General features: G+C 57.5%; 30 protein-coding genes. 28 read left to right on the top strand and 2 right to left on the bottom strand.

Annotated features, from left to right (window positions below):
* Positions 1 to 8 precede the first annotated feature (8 nt).
* The 28 genes from AC58P5_RS13885 to AC58P5_RS13750 all read left to right on the top strand — a co-directional run bounded on the left by AC58P5_RS13885 (position 9) and on the right by AC58P5_RS13750 (position 24,214).
* Positions 9 to 860 carry a phytanoyl-CoA dioxygenase family protein gene (locus AC58P5_RS13885; protein WP_497387349.1) on the top strand — a complete coding sequence of 284 codons (852 nt, stop codon included), beginning with the start codon at positions 9 to 11 and terminating at the stop codon, positions 858 to 860.
* A 1-nt stretch (position 861) separates the two neighbouring features.
* A complete protein-coding gene (locus tag AC58P5_RS13880) occupies positions 862 to 1,686 on the top strand; it encodes a phytanoyl-CoA dioxygenase family protein (protein ID WP_497387347.1) in 825 nt (274 codons plus the stop codon).
* Entirely contained in the window at positions 1,683 to 2,480 is a 798-nt protein-coding gene (locus AC58P5_RS13875; protein WP_497387345.1) for a phytanoyl-CoA dioxygenase family protein, read from the top strand. The genes AC58P5_RS13880 and AC58P5_RS13875 overlap by 4 nt, the downstream gene beginning before the upstream one ends.
* A 14-nt stretch (positions 2,481 to 2,494) precedes the next feature.
* Complete coding sequence (locus AC58P5_RS13870) at positions 2,495 to 3,343, top strand: phytanoyl-CoA dioxygenase family protein (protein ID WP_497387343.1); 849 nt, start codon at positions 2,495 to 2,497, stop codon at positions 3,341 to 3,343.
* Between the two features lie 88 nt (positions 3,344 to 3,431).
* Positions 3,432 to 3,671: an acyl carrier protein gene (locus tag AC58P5_RS13865; protein WP_497387341.1), complete on the top strand. Its 240-nt coding sequence runs from the start codon at positions 3,432 to 3,434 to the stop codon at positions 3,669 to 3,671.
* Complete coding sequence (locus AC58P5_RS13860) at positions 3,668 to 4,108, top strand: 3-hydroxyacyl-ACP dehydratase FabZ family protein (RefSeq protein WP_497387339.1); 441 nt, start codon at positions 3,668 to 3,670, stop codon at positions 4,106 to 4,108. Before AC58P5_RS13865 ends, AC58P5_RS13860 begins: the two co-directional genes overlap by 4 nt.
* Positions 4,109 to 4,125: 17 nt before the next feature.
* Positions 4,126 to 4,545 carry an ApeI family dehydratase gene (locus AC58P5_RS13855; protein WP_497387337.1) on the top strand — a complete coding sequence of 140 codons (420 nt, stop codon included), beginning with the start codon at positions 4,126 to 4,128 and terminating at the stop codon, positions 4,543 to 4,545.
* Positions 4,532 to 5,335, top strand: a complete 804-nt coding sequence (locus AC58P5_RS13850; protein ID WP_497387335.1) for an alpha/beta hydrolase — start codon at positions 4,532 to 4,534, stop codon at positions 5,333 to 5,335. Before AC58P5_RS13855 ends, AC58P5_RS13850 begins: the two co-directional genes overlap by 14 nt.
* Positions 5,336 to 5,338: 3 nt before the next feature.
* Entirely contained in the window at positions 5,339 to 6,205 is an 867-nt protein-coding gene (locus AC58P5_RS13845) for an alpha/beta hydrolase (protein ID WP_497387333.1), read from the top strand.
* On the top strand, positions 6,205 to 7,173 hold the full coding sequence (locus tag AC58P5_RS13840; RefSeq protein WP_497387331.1) for a hypothetical protein: 969 nt from the start codon (positions 6,205 to 6,207) through the stop codon (positions 7,171 to 7,173). The genes AC58P5_RS13845 and AC58P5_RS13840 overlap by 1 nt, the downstream gene beginning before the upstream one ends.
* Positions 7,174 to 7,181: 8 nt before the next feature.
* Positions 7,182 to 8,279 carry an aminopeptidase gene (locus tag AC58P5_RS13835; RefSeq protein WP_497387329.1) on the top strand — a complete coding sequence of 366 codons (1,098 nt, stop codon included), beginning with the start codon at positions 7,182 to 7,184 and terminating at the stop codon, positions 8,277 to 8,279.
* 15 nt (positions 8,280 to 8,294) lie between these two features.
* A complete protein-coding gene (locus tag AC58P5_RS13830) occupies positions 8,295 to 9,476 on the top strand; it encodes a glycosyltransferase (RefSeq protein WP_497387327.1) in 1,182 nt (393 codons plus the stop codon).
* Between the two features lie 12 nt (positions 9,477 to 9,488).
* Complete coding sequence (locus tag AC58P5_RS13825) at positions 9,489 to 9,722, top strand: phosphopantetheine-binding protein (protein ID WP_497387325.1); 234 nt, start codon at positions 9,489 to 9,491, stop codon at positions 9,720 to 9,722.
* Positions 9,723 to 9,819: 97 nt separating this feature from the next.
* Entirely contained in the window at positions 9,820 to 10,611 is a 792-nt protein-coding gene (locus tag AC58P5_RS13820) for a phytanoyl-CoA dioxygenase family protein (protein ID WP_497387323.1), read from the top strand.
* 16 nt (positions 10,612 to 10,627) lie between these two features.
* Positions 10,628 to 12,061 (top strand): class I adenylate-forming enzyme family protein, encoded by a 1,434-nt coding sequence (locus AC58P5_RS13815; protein ID WP_497387321.1) that lies wholly within the window; start codon positions 10,628 to 10,630, stop codon positions 12,059 to 12,061.
* 4 nt (positions 12,062 to 12,065) lie between these two features.
* Positions 12,066 to 13,391: an aminotransferase family protein gene (locus AC58P5_RS13810; protein ID WP_497387319.1), complete on the top strand. Its 1,326-nt coding sequence runs from the start codon at positions 12,066 to 12,068 to the stop codon at positions 13,389 to 13,391.
* An 8-nt stretch (positions 13,392 to 13,399) separates the two neighbouring features.
* On the top strand, positions 13,400 to 14,149 hold the full coding sequence (locus AC58P5_RS13805; protein ID WP_497387317.1) for a class I SAM-dependent methyltransferase: 750 nt from the start codon (positions 13,400 to 13,402) through the stop codon (positions 14,147 to 14,149).
* Between the two features lie 17 nt (positions 14,150 to 14,166).
* Positions 14,167 to 14,529, top strand: a complete 363-nt coding sequence (locus AC58P5_RS13800) for a cupin domain-containing protein (RefSeq protein ID WP_009677210.1) — start codon at positions 14,167 to 14,169, stop codon at positions 14,527 to 14,529.
* 17 nt (positions 14,530 to 14,546) lie between these two features.
* The gene (locus tag AC58P5_RS13795; RefSeq protein ID WP_497387315.1) at positions 14,547 to 15,638 is read left to right on the top strand and encodes a class I SAM-dependent methyltransferase; all 1,092 of its coding nucleotides are present in this window, start codon (positions 14,547 to 14,549) and stop codon (positions 15,636 to 15,638) included.
* 3 nt (positions 15,639 to 15,641) lie between these two features.
* Positions 15,642 to 16,331: a helix-turn-helix transcriptional regulator gene (locus AC58P5_RS13790; protein WP_497387313.1), complete on the top strand. Its 690-nt coding sequence runs from the start codon at positions 15,642 to 15,644 to the stop codon at positions 16,329 to 16,331.
* A gap of 45 nt (positions 16,332 to 16,376) precedes the next feature.
* Positions 16,377 to 17,228, top strand: coding sequence for a tetratricopeptide repeat protein (locus AC58P5_RS13785; protein WP_497387311.1), 852 nt, complete (start codon positions 16,377 to 16,379; stop codon positions 17,226 to 17,228).
* Positions 17,225 to 18,472 carry a beta-ketoacyl-[acyl-carrier-protein] synthase family protein gene (locus AC58P5_RS13780; protein WP_497387309.1) on the top strand — a complete coding sequence of 416 codons (1,248 nt, stop codon included), beginning with the start codon at positions 17,225 to 17,227 and terminating at the stop codon, positions 18,470 to 18,472. Before AC58P5_RS13785 ends, AC58P5_RS13780 begins: the two co-directional genes overlap by 4 nt.
* A 13-nt stretch (positions 18,473 to 18,485) precedes the next feature.
* A complete protein-coding gene (locus AC58P5_RS13775; RefSeq protein WP_497387307.1) occupies positions 18,486 to 19,316 on the top strand; it encodes a beta-ketoacyl synthase N-terminal-like domain-containing protein in 831 nt (276 codons plus the stop codon).
* Between the two features lie 36 nt (positions 19,317 to 19,352).
* The gene (locus AC58P5_RS13770) at positions 19,353 to 20,621 is read left to right on the top strand and encodes a beta-ketoacyl synthase N-terminal-like domain-containing protein (protein ID WP_497387305.1); all 1,269 of its coding nucleotides are present in this window, start codon (positions 19,353 to 19,355) and stop codon (positions 20,619 to 20,621) included.
* Between the two features lie 8 nt (positions 20,622 to 20,629).
* Positions 20,630 to 21,379 (top strand): SDR family oxidoreductase, encoded by a 750-nt coding sequence (locus AC58P5_RS13765; RefSeq protein WP_497387303.1) that lies wholly within the window; start codon positions 20,630 to 20,632, stop codon positions 21,377 to 21,379.
* A gap of 14 nt (positions 21,380 to 21,393) precedes the next feature.
* Positions 21,394 to 21,657 (top strand): acyl carrier protein, encoded by a 264-nt coding sequence (locus tag AC58P5_RS13760; RefSeq protein WP_497387301.1) that lies wholly within the window; start codon positions 21,394 to 21,396, stop codon positions 21,655 to 21,657.
* A 13-nt stretch (positions 21,658 to 21,670) separates the two neighbouring features.
* The gene (locus AC58P5_RS13755) at positions 21,671 to 23,428 is read left to right on the top strand and encodes a CRTAC1 family protein (protein ID WP_497387299.1); all 1,758 of its coding nucleotides are present in this window, start codon (positions 21,671 to 21,673) and stop codon (positions 23,426 to 23,428) included.
* Positions 23,429 to 24,214 (top strand): RnfABCDGE type electron transport complex subunit D, encoded by a 786-nt coding sequence (locus AC58P5_RS13750; RefSeq protein WP_497387297.1) that lies wholly within the window; start codon positions 23,429 to 23,431, stop codon positions 24,212 to 24,214. It begins immediately after the preceding gene.
* A gap of 138 nt (positions 24,215 to 24,352) precedes the next feature.
* On the opposite strand, the gene AC58P5_RS13745 is transcribed toward AC58P5_RS13750, so the two are convergent.
* Together AC58P5_RS13745 and lexA are read right to left on the bottom strand one after the other, a co-directional pair.
* Positions 24,353 to 24,553: a hypothetical protein gene (locus AC58P5_RS13745; protein WP_497387295.1), complete on the bottom strand. Its 201-nt coding sequence runs from the start codon at positions 24,551 to 24,553 to the stop codon at positions 24,353 to 24,355.
* Between the two features lie 107 nt (positions 24,554 to 24,660).
* Positions 24,661 to 25,494 (bottom strand): transcriptional repressor LexA, encoded by an 834-nt coding sequence (gene lexA, locus AC58P5_RS13740; protein WP_497387293.1) that lies wholly within the window; start codon positions 25,492 to 25,494, stop codon positions 24,661 to 24,663.
* Between the last annotated feature and the right edge of the window lie 209 nt (positions 25,495 to 25,703).

Genomic DNA, 25,703 nt, shown 5'->3' with positions numbered 1-25,703 from the left:
GAGTGAAAATGATCGGGGATGACCGGAGTGCGGCAGCCGGACTGGACAGGGAGTACACTCTTACCGGCGAGCAGATTAGCCGCTATCGCAGGGACGGGCATGCTTACCTGGAAAAAGTCTGTTCGGCCGAGGAAGTAAAAACTTACCGCCGGGCGGTTACGGAAATTTACCCTTCTTTCACGGCCGATTCCTATCCGCCGGACGAACGGGAGTTTTACGGAGTGGAACGGGCCTTTCCGACCGTGATGAACATGTGGGAGAGAAGTTCCAAGGTGAGAACCTTCACCTTCGCCCGCCGTTTTGCCCAAATCGCCGCCGACTTGATGGGCGTGGACAGACTGCGGCTGTACCACGATTCGGCTATTTTTCTGGAGCCGGGAGGAGGAGCGATTCCCTGGCACCAGGATAGTCCCTACATGCTGCAGATGGACCCGGACATGACGATGACCATGTGGATGCCGCTTGTCGATCTGCCGGCGGAGCTCGGATCGATGCGTTTTATGTCGGGCTCGCACGAGCTGCCTTCCGATAAGCATACGAATCTGCTTCTGCAGGCTTACCGGAAAGGGCTGGCCGAGGTGCACTACGGGGCGATGCCCGCCGGAGACGCGACCTTCCATTCGGGCTTGACCCTGCATTATGCGGCGGCCAACCGGACCTCCATCGTGAGGGAGGTCGCCACGATTATTTACGTTGCGGACAACCTGCAAATCGTTGAACCGGATACCGAGGCGAGGGCCTATCACCTGAGACGGATTTTCCCCGGAATGAAGCCCGGAGATACAGCCGTCAGCCCTTGGACGCCGCTCGTATTCGACCGGTTTGCAGAGTCCGGCGGCCAGACGGAAAGGAAGGGATAAGATGGAGAACACGCATGGTTTTGATGCGCTGGAGCAGGAATTGAGCGTGTCGCGGGAGGACATCGACGGGTTCCGCAGGGACGGGCATCTGCTCCTGAGACAGTTGGCCTCGGAGGAAGATATCGGCGGGATCCGGGAAGCGTGCCGGCGCGAGATCGCCCGGCTGGACGACGGGCTCAGGCTGCAGGTGATGAATGTCTGGGAGAAGGATGCCGCCGTGAAGGCGTTTGTATTCGCCCGGAGATTTTCCCGGATTGCGGCGGATCTTCTTGGTGTGGACGGAGTCAGGCTGTATTTCGACCAGGTTTTCTTTAAAAAACCGGGGGCGGGCGCAATGCCTCTGCACCAGGCCAATCAGTTCATGCTTGAGCTGGACCCCGATTCCGTCATTTCGATGTGGATGCAGCTAACCGATATTCCGGGAGAAAGGGGGCCGCTCTCCTACGTTGCCGGTTCGCATCTTCACGAGAAGCTCCGGGGCGCCAAAAATCCGCTCCTCGCAGCCATGCGGCTGGGGCTCTCGGAGAAGCCGTGCGGTCCGATGCGGGCGGGCGATGCTTCCTTCCATACCGGCTGGACGCTTCACGGCGCTTACGGCAACGATACGGACATCACGAGAGAGATGCTCATTGTGACCTGGTTTGCCGAAGACGCCCGGATTACGGATCCCGGGGACAGCGCCGGCAGGAATCCGCAGCTTCAAAGCCTATTCCAAGGCTTGGAGCCGGGCGGCAAGGCGCAGGGACGGCGGCTTCCGCTGTTGTTTTACCGGCCCTACCGGGATGTGGTCAAGCTGGTTCATCAAGCGGAGGAGGATGCGGAATGAACGGAGCCGTTCACGATGACTTGCCGCCTCTAAGCGACAGCTACGCACTGCCGGAGGGCCTGATTGCACAGTTCCGGGCGAAAGGGCACGTCTGCATCAGGCAGGCGGCCTTCATCCATGAAATCAGCGCCTACCGTCCGCATATCATCTCGGCGGTGGAGGGCTACGCGGGAGACCGGAGCGTCCGGCCGCATAAGCAGCTGTATATGAACCTCTGGGAGGAAGACACGCGTGTCCGGCAGTTCGTATTTGCGCGCCGGTTCGCCAAGCTGGCGGCGGATCTCATGGGCGTTACGGGAGTCCGGCTGTACCTGGACCAGGCGAACTTTATCGAGCCGGGTGCGAGCATAACGCCTTGGCATCAGACCGAGGCTTATATGCTTGAGCTCGATCCCGCGCAGGTCATCACCATGTGGATGCCCCTGGTGGATCTGCCGGAGCCCGGCGGGCCGGTGACCTACCTGTCCGGCTCGCATCTTCTTCCGGGAGGAGCATCCAAAAATCCGCTGCTGGAAGCGAAAAGAGCGGGACTCCCGGAAGAGACCTACGGACCGCTGAGGACCGGCGACGCCACGTTTCATGCGGGGCGTCTGCTGCACAGCGCTCCGGGGAACGGCGGGGCCTTCACTCGCGAGGTGATGACGGTGACGTATTTTGCAGACGGGGCGAGAATCCTGGATCCCGAAGACAAATCCGGCAGAGCCCCGCACCTCAAACGCCTCTTCGCCGGAACCGGGGCGGGACAGCCGGCCGAAGGCCCGCTGACGCCCCTGCTTTACCACAGGCTTTTTTAAGAGGAGGAAACCAGGTGGAAGATTCTCTTTTCACGGCAAATTTGCACGAGGAGATCGAGCTGTCTCCCGGACAGATAGAAGAATACCGCAGCAAGGGTCATGTTTATGCCGGACGGGTCGCCGCGGAAGAAGACGTGGCGGCCCTGCGCCCCCTGGTGAGGGAGCTGGTTCGGACCTGCGTGCAGGAAGACCGGCCGCTGGAGGAACGGGACGATTTCGGCAAAGCTTTTCTCCAGCTGATTAATTTATGGCAGAGGGACGAGGCCGTGAAGAAATTCGTCTTTGCCCGCAAATTCGCCCGGATGGCCGCCGATCTGCTGGAAGCGGACGGGGTGCGGCTGTACCTGGATCAGATTTTTTACAAGGAGCCGGGAGGCGGCCCTACGCCATGGCATCAGGATGGCGCGTACATGCTCCGATTCAAGCCGGACAAGCTCATTACCCTCTGGCTGCCTCTGACCGATATCCCGGACGAGATGGGCTCGCTGCGGTTCATTTCCGGTGCGCATGAGATCGAGCGGATGAAGCATTCCGGCAACATTCTGCTGGATGCGGTCCGCAGAGGGCTGCCGGAGACGGATTATAAGGGAATGAAGGCGGGGCACGCGACGTTTCATTCCGGATGGACACCTCACAGCGCGCTGGCGAATCCTACGGACTCCATGCGTGAAGTCCTGACGATCACGTATATAGCAGAGGATGCGGTTATAGCCGACCCGGAGGATAACGAGGCACGCCGGAAGCATCTGGAGACGTACTTTCCGGGGCGAAAGCCGGGAGAGCGTGCGGACAGCCCGCTTAATCCGGTTCTGTACAGGAGGGAACGGCCTGCCCGGTCTGCGGCTGAATCTGCGGCTCAATAAAGGAAGAATTGTGTGCAAACGAAGCAGAGAGAAGCGGCGGCGGGACCTTTACAATGAAAGCAACGGAAAGTTTGGAGGGGGAAGCAACGTGTCCGCGAAAGATCAAATACGTCTGTTTTTAAGCGATCAAGGCTGCGGTATGCTGCCGGTCGAAGAGATTAGCGAAGAAAAACGGCTTTTCGATATGGGATTCGATTCGCTGAGGTTTATGGAACTTGTCGTGCTTATCGAGGAGCATTTCGGGGTCCAGTGGCCGGACGAAGCGCTGGAAATCAGCGGCAGTACGCAGGTCAGGGACATCGTTTGGGCGCTTGAAGGCTGTTTATGAGCTCCCGCCCGGACTACCGTCATTTGCTGACGATGCTGCCCCATCAGTTTCCCCTCCGGGTTCTGGACGAGGTGAAGGACTATTCGCCCGGTAAATTTCTTGTAGCCGGATGCAGCCCGCTGCCGCTGAAGATTTACTTCGGCAACACGGACACCATTCCGCCAACCCTGCTGATCGAGGGGCTTGCCCAAGCGTGCGTCATCTTGACCCAACTGGAGACGGTGCCTCTGGAGGAAGATGAAGTTCCCCTGCTGGGAGCGATCAAGGCCAAACTGCTCCAACCGGTATCCTGGCAGGAACCCATTACTTACAAGGTAGAACCCGTCCGTATTTTAAGCAAAAAAGCGATCTTTACCGGCACTTTGTACCGGTCGGACGGAACAACGGCGGTATCGGCCGAACTTAGCGTAGCTGTTGCCGCGACATCAAATTCATAATAGGCGGGGACCATCGTATGCCGGCAGAGGCTTATTTGCATGATGCAAAACCTTGGACCATGGTGGACCGGATTATCGGAGAAAGCGATAGGGCCATCTCAACTTTGAAGAATATTTCCAGTAGTGATTTCTATTTGATCGGACATTTCCCTTCATACAGTGTGTATCCCGGTATGCTGATGGTGGAATGCATTCTTCAATCGGCCGAGCTTCTGCTGCGGCGGCAATCGCCCGGAAGGCTAAAATCCTGCCTGTTCGGCGAGGTCGCCTCGCGTTTCCTCAGTCCGGTCGTTCCGGGGGATTCCGTGAGATTTGACGTCGGCTTTACAGCCGAAGGAAGCGAGCTGGCGGCTGTCGGCAAGGTCGGCAGCCGCACCGTGATTCACTGCAAAATGAAGCTGCTGCGGGAGGAGGGGGAAAAGGATGAACGGAGATGAAAGGCTGGTGGAGCTCTACGACCAGGGAAAACTGGCGGGAGTCCTGCACCTGCCGCCCGAGCACCTCAGACCTTGTCCGGTGATCATCTACTGTCCGGGCAAAAACGGCGAAAGGTACGAGGTGCACCGGCTCGCCGTAAAATTTGCCCGGAGATTGGCGCAGCAGGGGATCGCTTTTCTGCGTTTCGATTATTACGGAATCGGTCTGAGCGACGGGCATTATTTCGACATGACGACCTCCGGTAAAATCTCGAATGTGCGGAAAGCCTATGAGTTTGTCTGCAATCATCCGGATCTGCTGGAGAAGGATGCCGTCTTCCTGGGATTCAGCGATGGAGCCAGGATCGCCTTGATGGCCGCACTGGGATGCGTGGTAGAGAGGCTTGTCCTGTGGAGTCCGCTGTTTTTCGAATTCGGAGGAAATTATCCGAGCGGAAAACATCCCCGTTTTATCCGGCATCCGGAAGCGGGCAGGCTGGTTATGCCGTGGGCCGGCCTATGGGTCGGGATGGATTTTTACCGGGATTTGCAGAGCATGGACACCGAAGGCGCCCTGAAATCTTATAGGGGTTCTTCCGTCCTCATCTACGGAGACGACGATCCTCTCATCCTGGAGGAAATGGAACTGTCGGAATCCCGCCGGTCGGCGATTTACAGGCAATCCCCGCGGAACCGGGTAGTCGGAGTTCCGGAAGCGGGTCATCTGTTTACATCAAGGCCGCTGGAGGAGACGCTGATGGAACACACGACTTCCTGGCTCCGTTCGGAGCGTCTGGTTAGGGGAGGGTAAATCATGTGGAAGCAAAGAAGATTCGGCCGTGACCGGGGCATCTACGGACTCGTGGAAGAACTTAACGGCCCCGGGAACGATCTCGTTATGATGTTCGCTGGATTGGGCCAGGCGATGAGCGAAAAAAACTATTTCTTCTCTAACCTGCGCAAGTATTTAGCCCGGAGCGGAGTAAGGGTCGTTCAATTCGACTACCGCGGCCACGGGGACAGCTTCGGCGAACTGGGGGACACGACGGTGTCCGGCATGAAGCGGGATGCGCTCGAAGTGCTTGCCGAGGTTCTGGAAGAGCGCCCGGCGGAGAGGATTTTCCTGATCGGCAACGCCCTCGGCGGGATCATAGCCCTCCAGACGGCAGCCGCGCTGCTGAAGAAAGGGGATGCTGCTCCCGTCTGCATTCCTGTACTGCTGGCGCCTCCCTTCCGGAAATTCCCCGGGAAGGAAGTTTTGTTCGGGCGGGAGGCTCTTCAGGCTCTCGTGCGTGAAGGAAAGCTCGACGCCCAGCTTCTTGTGCCGGGCTTCGACTATTATACGCTGAGCGACTTTAACCGGGAGCCGTATGACTTTTTTATGGCCTGGGGAGCCCACATGCTTTATTTGCACGGGCAGTGTATTTCCGCCGGCATGCTGGACGAGCTTCTTGAGCTGGATACGGCCCGTCTAGTCAGAGAATACGGCGGACCTCTGCACATTATGTGCAGTAGTGAGGATGACGACGCCCGGATAATGGCAGAGGAATTGGACCATGTCACTATGCACAGGATGCGGGGGTACCGGTATTTTTACCAGCATCCCGCGGCAATGGACCAATGGTTAGCCGAGGCGGCCTCCATTGTACGGGGCGATAACGGGGAGAGTGAGAAATTTTAATGGAAGAAACCCGGAAAACAATAGCGCAAACCATCCTGTCCCAAAAAACCGACTGGCGGTTCCCGGACGGCGAAGGATTATCCCAGCGCACGCTTGACTGCAGACAGCTCTGCATGATGGAGGTGCTTAAATGGAAAGGAGAGCGGCAGCTTACGCCCGTTTTCCTGAACGCCTTCGACTGCGAGTCGAACGGGCTCATGCTGAGGCGCAGGGAGCCCGAGCCGGGGAGAGGCTGGAGGCTGACGAAATATTCTCCTTTGAACACGGAGGGGCTGTATCCTCTAATTGATTCCGTCTTCGATCACGAAGGCTATTGTCTGCTGTTTTACAACGCGAAGGCGGCCGTTTTTTCCTCGTATTACGGGAAGCACGATATCGTTCATTGGTCGCTGCTGGTTGATTATGACGAGGCGGGGGCGACCCTGGTCGATGACGAAGGGGCTCCGGCTTTTTTTAACGGGTATATCGGCAAAATTCCCTGGGAAACGCTGATGAGCGCTCATGCGGACTCGGAGAAGGGCGGTGTCGCGATACTGGGGCGCCGGCCGGGGTACGCGAAGACTTGGGAGGAAGAATTCCTCTCGCTGGTTCAGGCTTCGGTACAGAACATGGTCGATCAGCAGGGACTTAAGAATCTGGAGAACTTCGTAAAGGCGGTTGCGGAAAGTCCGCCGGAAGCCCTGATCCCCGTGCTGGAAACGCTGGAGTTCGACGTCCACTATTTCCGCCGGTTGAGGGAACTGTGGAAAACGGCCGTGGAGAACGGCACCGTACCGGACCGGTACATAGCCCCCGGCTGGGTGGAGGAGCTCGTTTACGTCTGCAAATCATGGTCGCTGGTTATGGGAGTTCTGGCTAAGTGGAAAAGGCAGCCGGACAAAGACTACTCGGCCAAACTTACCGATTACCTCGGGCAAGCCCTTGAAAGCGAAAAGGGGTTTTACCGGGAGCTACGACATCTGGTATGAGGTGAACCATGAAAGAGGAGTTCAAACGGATTGCGGACACGATTGTGAGCCATTCCCTGAGGCTTCGTCCGGGGGAAAAAGTGATGGTCAAAGTCCGCGGAGACGCGGCGGACTTGACCGAAAGCCTGATCGCGCGCATCTATGAGGCCGGAGCGGTGCCTTTTTTGCAGACGACGGGTGTAGAGGAACTTAAATGGCTGCTGGAGGGAGCTTCCGAGGAGCAGATCCGCCAATGGGCGGAGCATGACCTGGGCCTTGTCGAAGCCATGGACGCGTATATCGGGATTCATTCGGAAGAAAACATCTTCGAGATGGAAGATGCGGATCAGACGCGCTACGGCTACTACGTGAAGCATTATCTTCAGCCTTTGACGATGACGATGGCATCCAAGCCCAAATGGGTGCTGCTCCGCTATCCTACCCGGGGAATGGCCCAGCAGGCGGGCATCGGAACCGCGAAGCTCCGGCAAATCTATGCCTCGTCCTGCCTGATGGATTACGGGGCGCTCCAAGAAAAGGCGGAACCGCTCCGGAAGCTGCTCGGGCGGACCGGCCGTATCCGTATCGTCTCGCCCGGGACGGATTTGTCTTTCTCCGTGAAAGGCATGCCCTCTTTCCTGTGCGACGGCCGCTACAATCTTCCCGACGGGGAGCTGTTTACGGCGCCGGTGGCCGGCTCGGCGGAAGGCCGGATCACGTTCAATGTGCCTACAAGCTGCATGGGCAAAACGTTCGATTCCGTCGCGCTCACGTTCCGGCAGGGCCAAGTGACCGAATGGTCGGCGGACGATACCGAAGCGCTGACCGGCATTTTAAAGACGGACGAGGGAGCTTCCCGCCCGGGTGAATTCGGCATCGGGCTGAATCCCCATATCCGCCGGCCCATGCGCAGCCTGCTGTTCGACGAAAAGATGGCGGGAAGCATTCATCTTGCCTTGGGACAAGCGTACGAGATGGCCGATAACGGGAACACATCGGGCTTACATTGGGACCTCGTTTTATGCCAGTTGGAAGCTTACGGAGGCGGCGAACTTTATTTTGACGATGTATTGATCCGTAAAAACGGTTATTTCGTCGTGCCGGAATTGGAACCGTTAAATCCTTGAGCGGGAGGGAAGCGGATGGCTCACCTGTTTATCGCGGTCCAGAGGGTACTGGGACACGTAGTTCCGGCCTTGGCCATCGGACAGCAGCTTAAGAAGAAGGGGCATGAGGTCACGCTGGTTACTCACCCGGCCAATGAGGAGCTGGCCGTGCGTGCGGGACTGGCCTTCCTGCCGGCGGAATGGGGGAAATTTCCGGAGATGTTTATCTATGAGCAGGCTCTGGAAATGGACGCGCTGCTTTCCGGCAGGGAAGTCGACTGGGTGATTTGCGATTCCTCCCAGGCCGCCCCCGCTTATGCGGCGGAGAAAAGAGGGATCCCCTGGATCAGCCTGCAAACGACGGTTCCTTATCCCGAAGAAGCGCTCCCCGGCAGCAAAACCGTCTTTAACCGGATGAGGAAGAGCTACGCCCGGGAACTGAACGGGGTCAGACTGAGACTGGGACTCCCTCTGCTCACGGATGACAGGAGAACGCGGGGAGATCTGGCGGGGCTGTCTCCCCGGCTTCATCTGGTCAACGTCCATGCCGTGCTGTACTCGGAGGAAGGCGGTATTCCGGAGCAGTCCGTGTTTACCGGGAGCTGCACGCTTGAGACCGGAGACCACAGCAGCCGCATAAGTGCGGCGTCCCGGATAGAGCCGAACCCGAACCCGAACCCGTACCCCGGGCGTCCCACCGTTCTCGTCTGCGCTTCTTCGACGGAACGGCATGATTCCAGGGAGGTCATGAACCGCTATATCCGCGCGGCCGTGAGTTTGTCGGAGGAGAATTCATTTAATCTGATCGTTGCGGAACATAAGCCGTACGAAGGGGAGCGGCCTCTGCCTTCCCATGTCCGCTGGATAACGGCTTATCCGAATCACGATCTCCTGCTGCCCCTTGCGGACGCCGTCATTACGCACGGAGGCTGCGGCACCGTACAGTCCGTCATGAGGTACGGCGTTCCCATGGTTGTGATTCCTCTCGCGTCCGACCAGCATCTTCTGGCCCGGACATGCGAGCGCCTCGGAATCGCCCTGACAGTCGGTCCGGAGGAAGCGGAACGCGGGCGGATCGGGCAGGCGCTGCACAGTCTGCTGGCGGAGGGGAACCCGTACACGCCGCGGGCCAAAGAACTGGCGGCGCTTATGGAGCGGGACAACCCGAACGAAACGGCCGTCCGCGCCATCGAACAAGTTCTGCAAAATAATTCGTAAAGGATGAAGCGCATGTTGACCGGAGAAGCGGCACTGGAAGTCATTCAGAAAATCGGCGAGCTCGATAGCGTGGAGATGGATACCAATTTTCTGGAAAAAGGAATAGATTCCGTTAAGGTCGTTGAAATTCTGATTGAGTTCGAAATGATGTTCAATATCGACGTTCTGGACGATCAGCTGAACCTGGACGAACTGTCGACTCCCAAACACATTCAAGACTACGTGAACGGAATTATCGCCAAGTAGCGCAGAGTCGCCAATAAAGCCGAGTAACTCTCCCTTCGACCTTCTATGCTTAAAGAGAGAAGGGGAACCTACCCCGCTAAACGGAAGGAGGGGCACATTGAGGAAGGAAATTATGACAGGCGAAATGATGGAGCACTACAGGGAAAAGGGATTCGCGGTCATTCCCGGGGTGTTTTCGCCGGACGAAGCAGTGGAGATCAAGCGGGCCTTGAAAGAAGTATGGACGCAGGGCATCCGCAGCCGCACGATTCTGCAAAGCCTGGTATTTCCGCTGGAAAGCTTATTCCCGCCCTTGAGGAATGTGCATCAGAGCCATGAGGCGCTCAGACGGTTCTCGCTCGATTCCAGAGCCTTCGGCACGGCTGCCCGGCTGCTCGGCGAGAATGCGCTGCTTGTCGGAACGACGGGGTTTTATAAATGTCCGGGGGCCAAGCAGTTGCCCCTGCACCAGGACAATTACGATATCGGGGCCGAGCCTGCTCCGGGCTGCGCTTTCTGGGTGTCCCTCGACGGGGCGTCCCCGGAAAACGGCGGGCTTCGGATGGTTCCGGGCAGTCACCGCCTGGGACTGCTGAAACCCCGGGCTCCGGGCAGCCGTTCCACGTACGGGCAGTCGGTTCCGGTTCCCGATCGTCACACGGAGGTCGATCTGACCACCAAGCCCGGAGACGTGGTGGTGTTTAACGGCTACACGGTCCACGGCTCCCATGCGAACCGGACCCGGTACGGGTTCAGGAATTCTCTCGTGATGCATTTCGTCGGCGAAAGCGTCAGAAGTCTTTTTGTGCAGAACAGAGAACTTCTCAATTCGGCCGGCGACAACATATTCAGGCCCGTCAACAAATCTCACAGCGTGAAAAGGTTGTTTCTGGGCACGAATTCCAACTAAACGGGGAGGAGCGGGGATGGATGCAAAGTTATTTTTCCGTCAGCTACATGACCATTGTGGCCTATGCGCAGTGGATGGAACTCATGAAGTCTCCTACAGCCGGATAACAGAGCTTGCGCAGCGTCATGCGAGGATGCTGGAGATAGCCGGCCTTGCGGCGGACCCGATCCGCGGACAGCGGGCCATCGCGGTCGACGTTTCCATCGGCTGGCGAGCGATCCCGCTGTTCTTGGCGGCTCTCCGGCAGAAGGTAACCCTCGTTCCGGTCGATCCCGCCAAAAATCCCGGCTTGACCGAAAATGTGCTGAGCTGGATCGCTCCGGACCTGTATATCACACCGGCACATATAGACGAAGACGGCGGGCTTCACTCCGGGCTTCAGCCGGTAACGGCCGCGCCCAGGGAAGAGCTGCGGGACGTCGCGGTCGTCCTGTACACGTCGGGAACGACCGGCCGGCCCAAAGGCGTCATGCTGACCTACGGCAACATTTGGTCGAACGTCGGCAGCATCCTGGGCTACTTCAAGCCGGCTCGGGAGGACAGACTCTATCTGTTCCGGCCGCTTACTTACGCTTCGGCCTTTACCGGCGAGCTGCTGCCGTCCTTATTCCGGGGAGCGGCCATCTATTTCCGGCCCCCGGATACGAATCCGCTGAGCACGATGAAGAGCCTCCAGCGGGACGGCATCACGATTCTCGGCACAACGCCGACCGTTGCCGCCACCTTCGCCCGTTTCCGGAAACGGTTCGATTTCGGCAGCCTCCGCTGCCTCATGCTGAGCGGGGAGTGCCTGACCGGCAGGCAGGCGGAGCTCATTGCCGAAGCGTTTCCGGGTGCGGCCGTCTGGAACGCTTACGGGCTTACCGAGGCTTCGCCCCGGATCAGTTGTCTGACCGAGGCGGGCGCCTTCCTGAACCGGAAGGGCTGCGTCGGCAGGCCATTGGCAGGCGTCGAGGTGAAGGTGCGGGTGGAGGACGCGGAGGGAAGGGCTGCCGCGGACGGCGAGGAAGGCGTCCTGTACGTGCGGGGACCCCACGTCATGAAGGGCTACTACGGCGACCCGGCCGCGACCTCTCTGAAAATCACGGAAGGCTGGCTGAGGACGGGCGACCGGGCCGTGATCCGGGAAGGCGATATCTATATTCTCGGAAGAGCCGATTCCCTGATCATCCGCGGAGGCGTCAATATGGACCCGAGCGAGATCGAAAGCGAGCTGATGAAGCTCCGGGGAATCAAGGAAGCGCTCGTTTTTGCGGATCATTCCGAAGACCGGACGAGAGTCCATGCCTGGATCACCTGTGAGAAGGGGGTCCTGATGACACAAATCCGTTCGACGATCGTTCACGAGATCAAAGATTCCCGCTTATGGCCGGATGTGATCGAAATGAAGGAGGAGCTTCCGAAGACGGCCAGCGGCAAGCTGATCCGTCCAATCCAATCTTTGAGGTGAGTTCATGGAAAAAAGCTATCCGGTCGTCCATCCGTTTACATGGATGCCTCCCAGCGGCACGCTTACGACGGACACCTGGCTCGAGCAGGTAACCTGTCTGGAGCGGGGAGACGGTTCCTGGGTGTACGACACGCAGGGCAAAGCTTATCTGTATACGACTACGGCGGTTCCCACGGTGGGGCTCTCCAACTGGCGGGTTATCCAGGCGATGAAGGAGCAGATGGAACGATTAAGCTTCGCGTCGACCTGCGCCCAGACGCACGGTCTGGTCGAGCCTCTGGCGGACAAACTGCTCCGCCTCTGCGGCAGCCGGTATGCCAAGGTGTTTTTTACGAACGACGGATCGGGGGCCGTGGAAACGGCAATGCGTCTCATCCGGCAGCATTTCATCTCCCGCGGGGAGGCGAAGCGGGACAAGTTTATTTCATTCGACGGAAATTTTCACGGAACCACCTACGGCTCCGGTTCGGTTACCCATCTGGGCATCCGGGAGATGTTCGGAAGAGGCCTGGATGATTGCTTGTGCGCTCCGGCGCCTAATTTGTATAGGCCTCCGGCGGCGGCTTCTTCTCCCGAAAGTGCGGCGGACTTCTGTCTGAAGGAGCTGGAGCGTCTGATCCGGGAGGCCGGACCGGAGACCGTCGCCGCCGTTCTTGTGGAGCCGATTCAGGCGGTGAACGGAGTGGTTCTTATGCCGGAGACGTTTTTTTCACAGGTCAGGGCTTTGACGCGGCAATACGGCATTGCAGTGATTTCGGATGAAGTTACAACAGGGCTTGGCAGAACCGGACACTGGTCTTTGAGCGAGAAATACGGGCTGGAGCCGGATGTTCTTGCCGTATCCAAAGGATTGACCGGCGGTTACTTCCCGATGGGGGCCGTGCTGTTGTCAGGCGAACTGGATGAGAGTTTATTCGGAAACGGAGGCATCCTGCTTCACGGCTCGACGCAGTGCGGACATCCGGTGGGCTGCGCGGCGGCACTGCAGGTGCTGGACATCATCGAGCAGGAAGGTCTGCCGGACCATGCGGCCGTGCGCGGCCAGAAGCTTCTGGATGACTTTGCGGACACGCTGGCCGGACATCCGAATGTGGGCGATATCCGGGGAATGGGCCTGATGCTTGCGCTTGAATTTGTGAAGGACAAGGCGACCAAAGAGCCGGTCGATTTCGAGTGGGGACGCCGGTTATCCGGGCATCTCCATGACGAAGGCATTCTGGGCAATTACTTTAACGGCATTCTTCTTATGTACCCTCCCCTGAATGTCAGCGGGGAAGAATGCGACTTTCTCGTTCATGGGGTGACGAGAGCATTAGGGCGAATGAGGTGAGGATAGTGGTGGCAAGAGAGCACTGGCACGACTTTTTCGGGAAAGACTATCTCCTTTTCTCGGAAGTGATTCTGAATGAAGAGCGTACCCGCTTCGAAACCGGGCAGCTTCTGTCCCTGCTGAATCTGCCGGAAGGCGCGTCCATTCTCGACCTGGGCTGCGGGCAGGGCCGGATCAGCGTGCCCCTCGCACTGTGGGGGTACAAAGTGACCGGCATCGACGCGTCGGATACGCTGCTGGATGAAGCGCGGCGGCGGGCCCGGGCATCCGGAGCCGAAGCCGAATTCAAGTCTCTGGATATGAGAGAGCTTGATTTCGCGGAGACATTCGATGCGGTTCTTAATCTCGGCACGGCATTCGGCTACCTGGAAAACGAAGAAGAGAATCAGGATATTCTGCATCGTGTCTACCGCGCTCTAAAACCGGGGGGACAATTGCTCCAGGAAACGGAAAACCGGGATTTCAAGCTTCTTTACAGCGCGAAAAAGACGTGGGACATGATGAACGGCTGTCCCGTATGGTCGCAGCGGGAGTTTGACAGCGTGACCGGCCGGTGGAACGAAGAGATGACCTGGTTTGACAATGGCGAGCTCAAGTCGTCCCGGTTGAACCTGCGTCTGTATACGGCCGCCGAGCTGCTGCAACTGCACGGTAAGGCGGGACTGGACGCCAAGGGGATTTACGGAGGCTTCGATCTGTCTCCGCTTACGACTTCCAGTCCGCGGATGCTGCTTCATCTGGAGAAAAAAGCGGATTAATCCAGGGAGGGTTCTAGATGGAAACCGAAAATAAACACAAGCTCATTAAATGGGAAGAAATGAACTGGGAGCCGGGCATCTACGAAAACACCGAAATGAGCTACCTGTACGAAGACGAACAGGGCAGATTGTGCTTTCTGGTTAAACTTCATCCCGGAAGCTTTATTCCCATGCACGACCACCCGAGAAGAGAATTCGCCTACCTGATCAAAGGCGATCTTATTTTAAACGAGAACGAAGTGATGAAAGAAGGCGATTTTCTTACGGCGGGTCTGGCCGAATCCCATGACGTCCGCACCGAGAACGGTGCGCTGCTATACGTCTTCATCGATTATCATGTGATCCGGCAGCGGATCGTTGAGATCGAGACCACATCGTAAGGCTGGGAGGAACAGGGGTGAGTGGTGTTACGACCGTTAAGACGGCTTTGTTTAACGAAACCTATCATGCGGCCTATGAATATGTATCGGATTATACGGCCTTTACCATTTTGAACGCCATGAAGGCGGAGGGCATCGACCTGAACGGCCCCGTGCAGGAAAGCAGGCTGCATACTCTGATCGCCTGCTCGGAGGAGAACAGGCCGCTGCTGGACTGGGCTCTTCATTTTTTGGAGCAGCAGGAATTCGTCCTTAGGACAACCGGCCCCGGGGGCGCAGCGGTTCTGGCGCTCACCGTCAAAGGCAGAGACTGGACGAATCCGGGAAATCCGTTCCCGGCCGTGCACGTGGCCCCTTCCCTGAAGCTTATCGAATACGCGGGGACAATCTGGCTGGGAGCCATCCGGGGAGAAATTCAGCCTCGGCACAGGCTGTTTAACCGCGTAGGCATCGCCCTGTGGGAAGTGTATTTCCACAATGCGCATGACTTGTACGCGGTCCACAACCAGTGGGCGGCGGAAGAGCTGGCGGACCTGCTCCCCGCGGAATCCTCCGGAATCCTGGAGCTAGGTACAGGTTTCGGTTCGGCAACGCGCGCTCTGCTGACGGAAATCCGCCTCCGGTCGAAGTCCGTGGAGGAGTACACCGTCTCGGACGCGAGCAGACTGCTCGCCGCGAAAGCGGGCAGGATGCTCGAAGGAGAGCTTCCTCCGCACAAGCTCCGCCAGGTGACACTGGATATCAACGAGGTGAAGAGCGGCGCAGAGACGTACGATTTTATTTATGCCGTCAATGTCATGCACTGCGCGGAGGATCTGGTTCAATCACTGGACGCGCTGCGCCGGCTGCTGAAACCCGGGGGGACCATTGTGCTGTCCGAATGTGTAAGGGAGCATTACCGGTCCAGGCTGCATCAGGAATTTATTTTCTCGCTGCTGCCCGATTTCAAGCCGGTCGGCGGAGCGGACGGGGATACGTCCTGTTTCGGTTTTCTCCGGCCGGAGGACTGGTGCGAGGTTATGCAAGCCGCCGGCTTCCGGAATATCCGGGTCAAGGTGAACGAAGGGCCGGTACGCGGCGCGATTATAGCCGGAAGCCGGGAGGGCTAAACCATGATCGTATTCTGGGACCAGGAATCCGGCAAGGATACGGCGGGCAGCGATCCGCTTGATTCCGGCGATACGCCCGCTGCCGCTTATGTGGCCGACGGCTTGATTCTGCACGTCGGTACGGCGGAAGATGCCCGCAGAGAGGCGGTAAGCGGCAGCTGCGAGGCCCTTGTCGTCCTCACGGAGAACGAGCGGGTGGAGGAAGGCGAATTGCCCGCGGACGCTGCCGTTCCGGTGTATGTTTTTACGAAGGCGGACAAGCAGTCGCGGTTTGTGATCCAGCTCCTCTTTCACTATCTCGCGTCGATCCAGAGCCATGTCTTCTCGAGGAAGACATTCGCGGGTACCGGACCCGATACGGAGATGGATTGGGAGCGCGTGCTGAAGCATATCCAGGACAACCTGGGCACGGGAGAGCTCTCTCTGGAGAGCGTGGCCAAAGAATGCTACGTATGCAAATGGCAGTTTTCGAAAGTGTTTAAAAAACAATTCGGCATCACCTTCCGCGACTATCTGATCGAACAGCGGATCGGGGAGGCCAAGAAGCTTCTCGTAAAAGGACACTCCGTTACGGATGCCTGCTATGCCGTGGGATACGGAGATATGACCCATTTCGGAAGAATCTTCCGCAAGAAGGTCGGTGTGAGTCCTTCCGATTACCGCAAGCATTATTACAGCCAGTTTATTTTATGAAAGCCGAAGGGAGATCCCATCCAATTCAAAGCGAGGGGTAACCGTATGAGAAAAAGATGGCAGTTTTTGCTTGCCGTATTGATTGTGGCAGGACTATTAACGGAATTTTATACTTACTGGAACCGGCCGTATAAGCTTCCCCCGGTATCCGACGGCATGGAGCTTGCGGAGTACAATCTTGCGTTCGAGAAAGAAAAAGCCGCAGCCGGCGGCCAGGCGCAGGGAAGCGCGGACGAATTGAAAAAAAAGGTGGCCGCCGAACCGGATAACCTGGCCTACGGCAATGCGCTCCGGATAGCGATGGGCAAAGAGGGCCGGATCGACGCCTTCGTATCGTTTATGAAATCGTTGGAGCAGCCCCCGGCAAGAGCCAAGCTGCAGCTGGCGCTGGCTTACGTGGACCAGATGCAGAACGAGTCTCTGGGAACCGCTTCTCTCGGGCAAATATCCGTTCATTCGATTGAATTGATGAATGAGGTGCTGGAGAAGGACCCTTACGACTGGCTGGCTCATTATGCCCGCGGAATCAACAATCTGTACTGGCCGGTGGGCTTGCAGCGCATCGATAAGTCCATTCAGGATCTGTCCTTCTGTCTGGCCGTTACGAAGAAGTTTGAACAGGACCATCCTTTCTACATGTGGACTCTGGCGTACACGGCACTGGGGGATGCACTGGTTAAAAAAGGCGAGGTCGGCGACGGTATGAAGATTTGGAAAGAGGGGCATCAAGCCCATCCGGACGACCCGGCCCTGAAGGAGCGGGCGCAAGCCTCTAAGGATCAGGCAGTCGAGATTGTCGTGCGTGAGCGGGGCATGGATCAGTTTCAGCGGCCGGAACCGGGAATCAGCGACCTCAGCCCCATTTGGAATCCCGCGAAAGAAGGGCAGGGCAAATGAACCAAGCAGGCTATGCACCCGATGAACGATCCCGTCAAGCGGGTCAGACGGCAGTTGTAACGGGCTTGGGAGTCGTAACTTCGATCGGAACGGATGAAGCATCCTTCTGGAGAAATCTGCTGCGGGGAGAGACGGGCGTCAAACCGATCACGGTATTTGACGTGGAGAAGCATACGAACCGGATGGGCTGCCAGATCGACGACATCCCCCTCTCCGAATACGCTCCGGACGCTCTCCGAAAATCGGGAAGAGCGACCCGGCTACTGATGCCCGCCATCGAGCAGGCCCTGCGGAATGCGGGGCTCGATCAGCCTGCGCTTTCCCGTTACCGGATCGGGCTTTGCGTGGGCACCACGATGGGAGATATCGACCCGCTGGAAGGCGCCATTCAGGGAAAGCGCAGCGAGGCGTTCGGAGGGCCGCATGTCATAACGGAGCAGGTGGGGCGGCTGCTCGGATTGAGAGGGCCCGTATGGACGTTCACCAACGCCTGCGCGGCGGGTAATTTCGCCATCGCCAGAGCCATGGACGAGATTGCGTCCGGCAGAGCGGACGTGATGATCGCCTGCGGAGCGGATTCGCTGTCCTGGGTCGCTTTTACGGGATTCAGCAGCCTGCGCGCCATGGCGCCCGACCTCTGCCGGCCCTTCGACGTCCGCCGGAAAGGACTCATCCTCGGGGAAGGGGCGGGCGTGCTCGTCATCGAATCGCAAGCTCATGCGCAAGCGCGCCGGATACGTCCGCGGGCCGGGCTGCTCGGGTACGGGATGAGCTGCGACGCTCATCACATTACCCAGCCGGATCCGCAAGGGGAAGGCGCCGTGCGGGCCATGCGGGCCGCTTTGAAGATGGCGGCGGTCCCGGCGTCCGCCGTCGATTATGTGAGCCTGCACGGAACGGGCACACAGGCGAACGACAAGATGGAAGCGGCCGCTCTGTCGGCCGTCTTCCGGGAGGCGCGGCTCCCGGCCGCAAGCTCGATTAAAGGCCACATCGGCCATACGCTGGGCGCGGCAAGCGCGATTGAAGCGGTGATGAGCGTGAAATGCCTGGAAGAAGGGGTGGCTCCGCCGACGCTTCATCTGGAGCAGCCCGATCCGGCGTGCCCGGTCCCGGTTCTCATGAAGGAGCCCGCACCCGGCCGGTACCGTACCGTTATGTCGAACTCCTACGCGTTCGGAGGGGTGAACTCCTCGATCGTACTGTCCGCGGTTCATGGGCAGGGGCGGGAAAACTTGGATTAAAGGGGGTGGCACAGTGCCGCAGTTCATTTATTTAAGCGGGTGCGGTTATTATATGGCTCCCAGCTTCGCCGCGATTGTAGAACGCCCGGAAAGCCGACCGTCGGCTGAAGACCCCGGAAGCGAGGCTTTGTCTTCGCGGATTGAGGACGAACCGGAGGAGGAAGCGTCACGAGGTCTTAAAGGGTTGAAAAGGCATTCCAGAGCCGTCCGGCTGGCCTGCCTGGCCATCCGCAAGGCACTGCAAATGGCCTCGATTCCCGAGGATGCTGCGGGTGGGAAGAGAAACGACATCGGAGTGGTTGTCGGAACCAACGACGCGAATCTGGAGGCCATCGACCGGCTGCAGCAGGAGGCGGAAACGTACGGGGTGAACAACACGAATCCGGGGCTGTTTCCGGAAACCGTATTGAATGTAATAGCCGGCCAGGCCTCCATTTATTTCGGGCTCGGCGGGCCCAATGTAACGATATCGGGCGGGGACTTCTCGTCGGTGAAGTCGCTGCAGTATGCGGCCGACATGCTGAAGGCGGGCCGTGCTTCCCATGTGGCGGTGTGCACCGTAAGGCTGCTGCCGCCCGCCGTCTTCGAGGGAACTATCCGGTACCAGGCCGCCCGGGAGTCCGTCGTGGCTTTGGTGTTGTCCCGGCGGCCTACCGGCGGGAACGGCCTTAAGCTGCGCATAGAAAGCGGAACGGATCTGCCGGATGCGACCGCAATCCGCGTGACGGACGAGCAGCTTCTGGCGGCGCTGGCCGTCAAGCTCGGAAGCGGCGGCCTCCCGTCCGGAACGTCCGTGCTTTATGCGGATGCCGGCCAAGAGGGCCTGATTGCCGTCGAGTTTTAAATCCGCGCAAATCCGCGTCGTTAAGAGGAGATAACCGTGAAAAACACTAGCGTTCTGGTTACGGGAACGAACATGTTGTGTTCCCTGGGCATGACCAATCACGACGTATGGAAAGCGGCGCTGTCCGGTTCGGTGCCGGAGCCGTCCCGGCGCTCCTATCATTTTCCGGACGGCACCGGCCTGGAGTATCCGGTCTTCTCTCTCCCGGATTTCGACCTGTCCGATTGGCTGGAAGAGAAGAGCGTGCGGTGGCTCTCGGAAAATCATCTGCAAGACGACCGGGATTTCTGCATGCTGCTTCTGTCCATCCGGCAGGCGCTGGACGATGCCTCTTTCCGGATAACGGGAGGCAGCAGAATCGGGCTCGTTATCGGCCACGAGAATCTGGGCGCCGTGAAGCTGACGGATAAATTTATCCGTTATCAGGACGCCGCTCCACAGACGGACCGCGCGGAAAAAGTCCCGCTTTTCAATGAATTCCGTCGTGAATTTTTTAATATCCAGACCTTTCCCTATCTGTTTTACCTGGCGCAGCTGCTGGGGGTGAACGGGCCGGGCTATGTCGTAAACAATGCCTGCGCCTCGGGTTTGTATGCCCTGGAGCTGGGGAGGATGCTCATTGCGAGCGGCAGCGCCGATCTCGTTATCGTCGCCTGTTCGGACTACGCGCACGCATCGGAGTATTTGTGGCTGCAGGAGAAGGGGTTTGTTTCCAGACAGATGAAAGTCAGACCGTTTGATCTGCATAGGGACGGTTCCATTCTCGGGGACGGTGCGGGCACGCTCATTCTCGAATCGGCCGAGCATGCCGCAGGAAGGCCGGCGGAGCCCCTGGCGGTTTACCGCGGAGGGGCGTTCATCCAGGAACACTGGCATATGACGCTTCCGGATGTTTCGAGGCACTCCTATGCGTCGGTCATCACGGAAGCCGCCGGGCACGGGACGGCACCGGAAATCGACGTTATCGTTCCGCACGGTTCAGGCAGTACCCTGTGGGACCGGTACGAAGCGAACGAAATCCATCGTTCCTTCAGCCGTCTGGACCGGCCTGTTCCGGCCGTAACCTCCTTCAAGGGGTACTTCGGGCATTTGCTGGGAGCGAGCGCCATGATCGAAACCGTGCTTCTTCTGCACTGCATGAAGAGAGAGATTCTGCTTCGTACATTGAACTACGAACAAGCCGATCCGAGGCTACAGCTGCCCGTTCAAACGCAAACCGCGTACAAAAAAACGGCTTCCGCCTTAAAATCGGTACCCGCTTACGGTGGATTCCACGCGGCCGTTCTGTTCAATAAGCCGGACTAGGAGGAACTATGGCAACGACGACGTACAGTTTTACAGGAAAAACGATTCTGGTGACCGGAGGGTCGCGGGGTATCGGCAGGGCCGTCGTTAAGCAGCTGGCCTCGGCAGGCGCTCGCGTAGTCTTCACCTACTCGAAGGACCGGCAGGCGGCCGAATCGCTTCTGGATGAGACGGGGAGGGACTTATCGCGCGTCTCTTGCGTGCAGGCGGATTTTACTGACAAGCTTGCCGTCGCAAGGATGGTCGGCAAGCTGCTTGAGGAGGGGCCCGTGCACGGTGTCGTCAACAACGCCGGCATTCTGCAGGATACGCCCATGTACCGGATGACCGATGAGCAGTGGGACACCGTCCTGCAGGTGAACCTTACTTCCCTGCATGTCATCTTGAAAAATCTGATTCGTCCCCTTGCCGCTTCCGGGGGCAGCATAGTGAACCTCTCCTCCGTGACCGGAATTGCCGGAGCGGCCGGACAAACCAATTATGCCGCCTCCAAGGCAGGCGTTATCGGGTTGACCAAAGCGCTTGCCAAGGAAGCGGGGCCGCTGGGCATACGGGTAAACGCCGTTGCACCGGGGTTTATCGGAACCGATATGCTGGAATCCATTCCCGCCCGCCGCAGGCGGAACCTGGAAAAGGATATCCCGCTGAGAAGACTGGGAACGCCCGAAGAGGCGGCCTCCGCCGTTCTTTTCCTTCTCTCGGATGCGGCTTCTTATATTAACGGTACCGTGCTGGTTGTGGACGGAGGACTACTTTGAAAAGGAGAACTGTCATGAACGTTAAAGCTGTGAAATCCCGCATTATCGAAGTAACGGTGAGTCTTCTGGATTCTACGGAGCCTGTGGAGGAGCTGGACGCCGACGCTTTCCTGCGAAAACCCCTGCCTGAAATCGGAATCGATTCTCTGGCTGTCCTGGAACTCGTGGTGACCCTGGAAAGAGAATTCGGCGTGAGAATGACGGAGGACGATCTCGGAAGCATCGCGACACTGGAAGATATTCTGACCTTTATTACGGGTAGAGCCGGACAAAGCTAAGCAGGATCTCATTATGAACGGATGGGGAGATGGAGAGTACATGCAGGTTAAACCTTTGAGCAAAATGCTGCTTGCCGTGTCGGCGCTGCTACTAACTGCCACCGGCTGCGGCGCCGGGCAGAGCCGGACGGATTTCGGCTTTACGTTGAAGGAGACCACACAGGCCTCGGGTGTCAAATTCACCCACAGCAAGCCGACGTTCGACTCCAAAGTGGCGAACATTATGCCTTGGATGGCTTCGACCGGAGCGGGCGTATTTACGGCCGACTATGACGGAGACGGGTTTATGGACCTTTACTTCGTAAACTCGGCCAAAGGCTCCAAGAATGCCCTGTTCCGCAACAACGGAGACGGCACCTTTACCGAAACCGCCGAGTCCGCCGGGCTTGCGGATGTAAACAAGGACGGAATCTCGGAGGCGGCCGTCTGGTTCGATTACGATAACAGCGGGTATCCGAGCCTGTTCGTCGGTTCCTGGGGCAAAAGCCGCCTCTTTCATAACAACGGGAATGGGACCTTTACGGAAGTCACGGATCAGGCGGGCGTCGGGTACAAAGGCTACGTCAACAAGGCGATCGTCCTCGATTACAACAAGGACGGCAACCTGGATTTGTACCTGTCCTGTTATTTTCATGAGAAGAACGACTTGTGGAATCTGACGACGACGAAGATTATGCATAACGATTTCGAGAGGGCGCGCAACGGCGGCCGGAACGTGCTGTACCGAAATAACGGGGATGGAACTTTCACGGACGTCACCGAGGAGCTCGGGGTGGGCGATACAGGCTGGACCCTCGCTTCCGGAACGTGGGACGTGAACAACGACGGCTGGCCGGACATCTATAACGCCAACGATTTCGGACCCGATACTTTGTATCTGAACGAGAAGGGCAAGAAATTTACGGCCGTGGTCCAGCCGAGGGGAATCGGAGACGATACCTTCAAAGGAATGAACGTCGATTTCGCGGATATTTTCCACGACGGCAAGCCCGCCATGTACGTCAGCAACGTCAGCAAATCCCAGTATATCCTGGAAGGCAATCAGCTGTGGCACGAGAAGGACGGCCAGTTTATCGACCGCGGGAAAGAAATGGGCGTCAATTTGGCCGGTTTCTCCTGGGGAGCCCGCTTTATGGATCTCGACAACAGCGGCAATTCGAGTCTGGTCGTACAGACGGGGTTTGTCTCCGCCAGCAAGAAGAAAGATTACTGGTTCGATCTCGGGACACTCGCAACGACACCGGGCAACATCGTCGAGGATACGAAGAACTGGCCGGCTTTCGTCGACAAGAGTCTTTCCGGCTATGAGAACAAATTTCTTTTCTACCCGCAGGGAAATAAATTCACGGATATAGCGGGGCAGGTGGGGCTTGACTTCGTAGAGGACGGACGCGGGATCTCGGCGGTGGATATCCGGAACAAAGGCAAGCTTGACCTTGTGTTCGCCAATCAGGGCGGCCCGGCCAGAGTTTACGAGAATACCGTCACCAATCAGAACAATTGGATCAAGCTGGATCTGACGGGTACGGCTCCGAGCAGCCGGGACGCGATAGGGGCTAGAGTGACTTTTGAAGTGAACGGAGTCGAAACGGTCATGGAAAAAGACGGCGCCAACAGCTTCGGCGGCCAGAGCGATCCGCGTCTGCACTTCGGTCTCGGCAAGGCGGACAAAGCGGACAAGATCACGGTGCGCTGGCCCAGCGGAAGAGTGGAGCAGTTCCGGGATGTTCCCAAAAACCAGATTTTGCGGCTGACCGAAAAGAAGGACTAGATGAGCAAAGATCCGAGACTGTACATTTTGGCGTTTTTGTTGTCCTTTGTCGCCGCAGGCCAGCTTTTTCTCGGTTTTTTTCAGAGATGGGACTCTTTTTTCGCCTCTGTTCTTACAGCGGTCGCTCTTGAGTTTATTCTGGTCGGCTGGCTGAAGAAAAAGTGGACGTTCCCCTTGAGCGCCCTGATTACGGGCATCGGCATCAGTCTGCTGCTCAGCTCCTATGCCGTATGGCCCTATGTCCTGACGGCCGCTCTGGCTGTCACGATCAAGCAGTTCGTAAGGCTACGGGGCACCCATATTTTCAACCCGAACAATGTCGCGATGGTGATCATGCTGATCGCTCTGCCCGCCTATGCCGTGAGTACTCCCAAACAATGGACCAACGGGATCGAGGTTATGAGCCTTATTATGATTCTCGGTCTCTTCGCGGCCTATAAAGCGAAAAGGCTGGACTCCGTGCTGGCTTTTATAGGAGGATTTTCCTTTTTTGCTTTTATAAGAGTCGGATTTTTCGGAGAACCGGCCCTGTACGCCTTCGGTCCGATGATGGGGGCATCCTTTCAGCTTTTTTCCTTCTTTATGATTACGGATCCCAAAACGACGCCGCCCACCCGGAAAGCGAGAATCCTGTTCGCCTTTATGATCGCGTTTACGGATGCCTGGCTCCGTGTGAATCACATAACGAATTCGCAGTTTTACGCTTCATTTCTGGTCACGCTCCTGCTCGGGGTGCCCTACAGGCTGTTGGCCAAAAAAGCGGGGGAAACGAGCATTCCCGTCTAAAGACGCAGCGGCAAGGCAGCGGACTTTCCCACACGGAAGAGGGGAAGCCGCTGTTTTGCCGGCTGTGTACACGCCAAAAAGTCCGGGGAGGCGGCTCCGTTTGGAGCTTCCGTTGTCCCCCGGACTTTTTCTGGGCGGCTACTCGACATAGCGTTTCTCGGCGCCCAAATGTTTGGCGATGCAGGCTGCGCTGCAGAACCAGTCCCGGTCGAAGTCCCAATTCTTCTCTCCGGCGTAAATCGGGCTGCGGCATCTGTCGAATGCGCACTCCGTAACTTGACTGGGTTCCTCTGCCTGACGGTCCGGCAGTCCGACTTCAAATCGATCCAACGACGGCAAGACGAGCCCTCCATTCATCCGTTATGAAACTAGGATACGATGGCGGAGGTCGTCGTGACTCCTCGTTTGTTGCCGGCTGTACGGCGTTTGTTGACGTCCCGGCCGGTTTATTCGGCGTCCCGCAGCACGCTGACGACTTTGCCCAATATGCTGACGTTAACCGGATAGAGAGGCTGAAAGCGATCGTTGGCGGGCTGAAGCCTGACCCGGTTGGATTCTTTGAAGAAGGTTTTCACCGTCGCTTCTTCACCGTCGATCAACGCGACGATCACTTCCCCGTTGTCCGCCGATAACTGTTGACGGACGAGCACCAGATCGCCGTTCTCGATTCCTTTGTTGATCATGCTTTCCCCTTGAATCCGCAGGATGAAATGTTTTCCCTGGCCCACCAGATTTTTGGGGACGCTGAAATACTCTTCGATATTCTCCGCAGCCAGGATCGGACTGCCCGCCGTAACTTTACCGATCAGGGGAAGCCGGACGTAATACTCCGCGGAGAGCGAAGCTTCACGGAGTTCGCCGCCCGGTTGGATGGAAGCCGTTTTCACCTTCCCGGACCGGTACAAATCACCCTGCATCTGAGCCCGGTTCTTGCTTGCAAGATGAGTGGCCATCGTCTGGAGGAGGACAAAATCTTCCTCCTGAAGCTGTTCGGCGACGTCATACAAGGCATCTATGTGGGGATGGCTTTTGTCGGAAGATGGAAAGGTTATGAAGTTCGAAGGAAGATCGGGAATCGTACCTGTCATCAGCCAATCAAGGGAAACGTTGAATTGTTTGGAAATGGAGATCAATGCTCTAGCAGTAGGGGTCGATTTTTTTTTGCCATTTTCCCAATCACTGATGTTTCCCGGAGAAACTCCGATCATAGCGGCCATCTTGGCCATGGTCAAGTTGTGCTTTAACCGCAGCTCCTTGATGCGATGATTAATTTCATTCATTTGCAAGCCCCCAATTCGGCATATTCCAGAACAATCAACAAACATATGTTCTAATAGTATATCAAACATTAGTTCGAGAAAATAGCTCTTTATTCCTGTCTTATAAATAATCGAATATACGCATTTTCGAATTGTTTCTTGTATTCGTACGCATAAGCGTATATAATTTGTTTTACCAGTTTCCCCCAAATGAAATTTGAATGTTTATA

The sequence above is a fragment of the Paenibacillus sp. JT31N7 genome (assembly GCF_059692095.1).
Note: the sequence above shows the minus strand (reverse complement) of the source record. Positions and strands in the feature narration are given on the sequence as shown.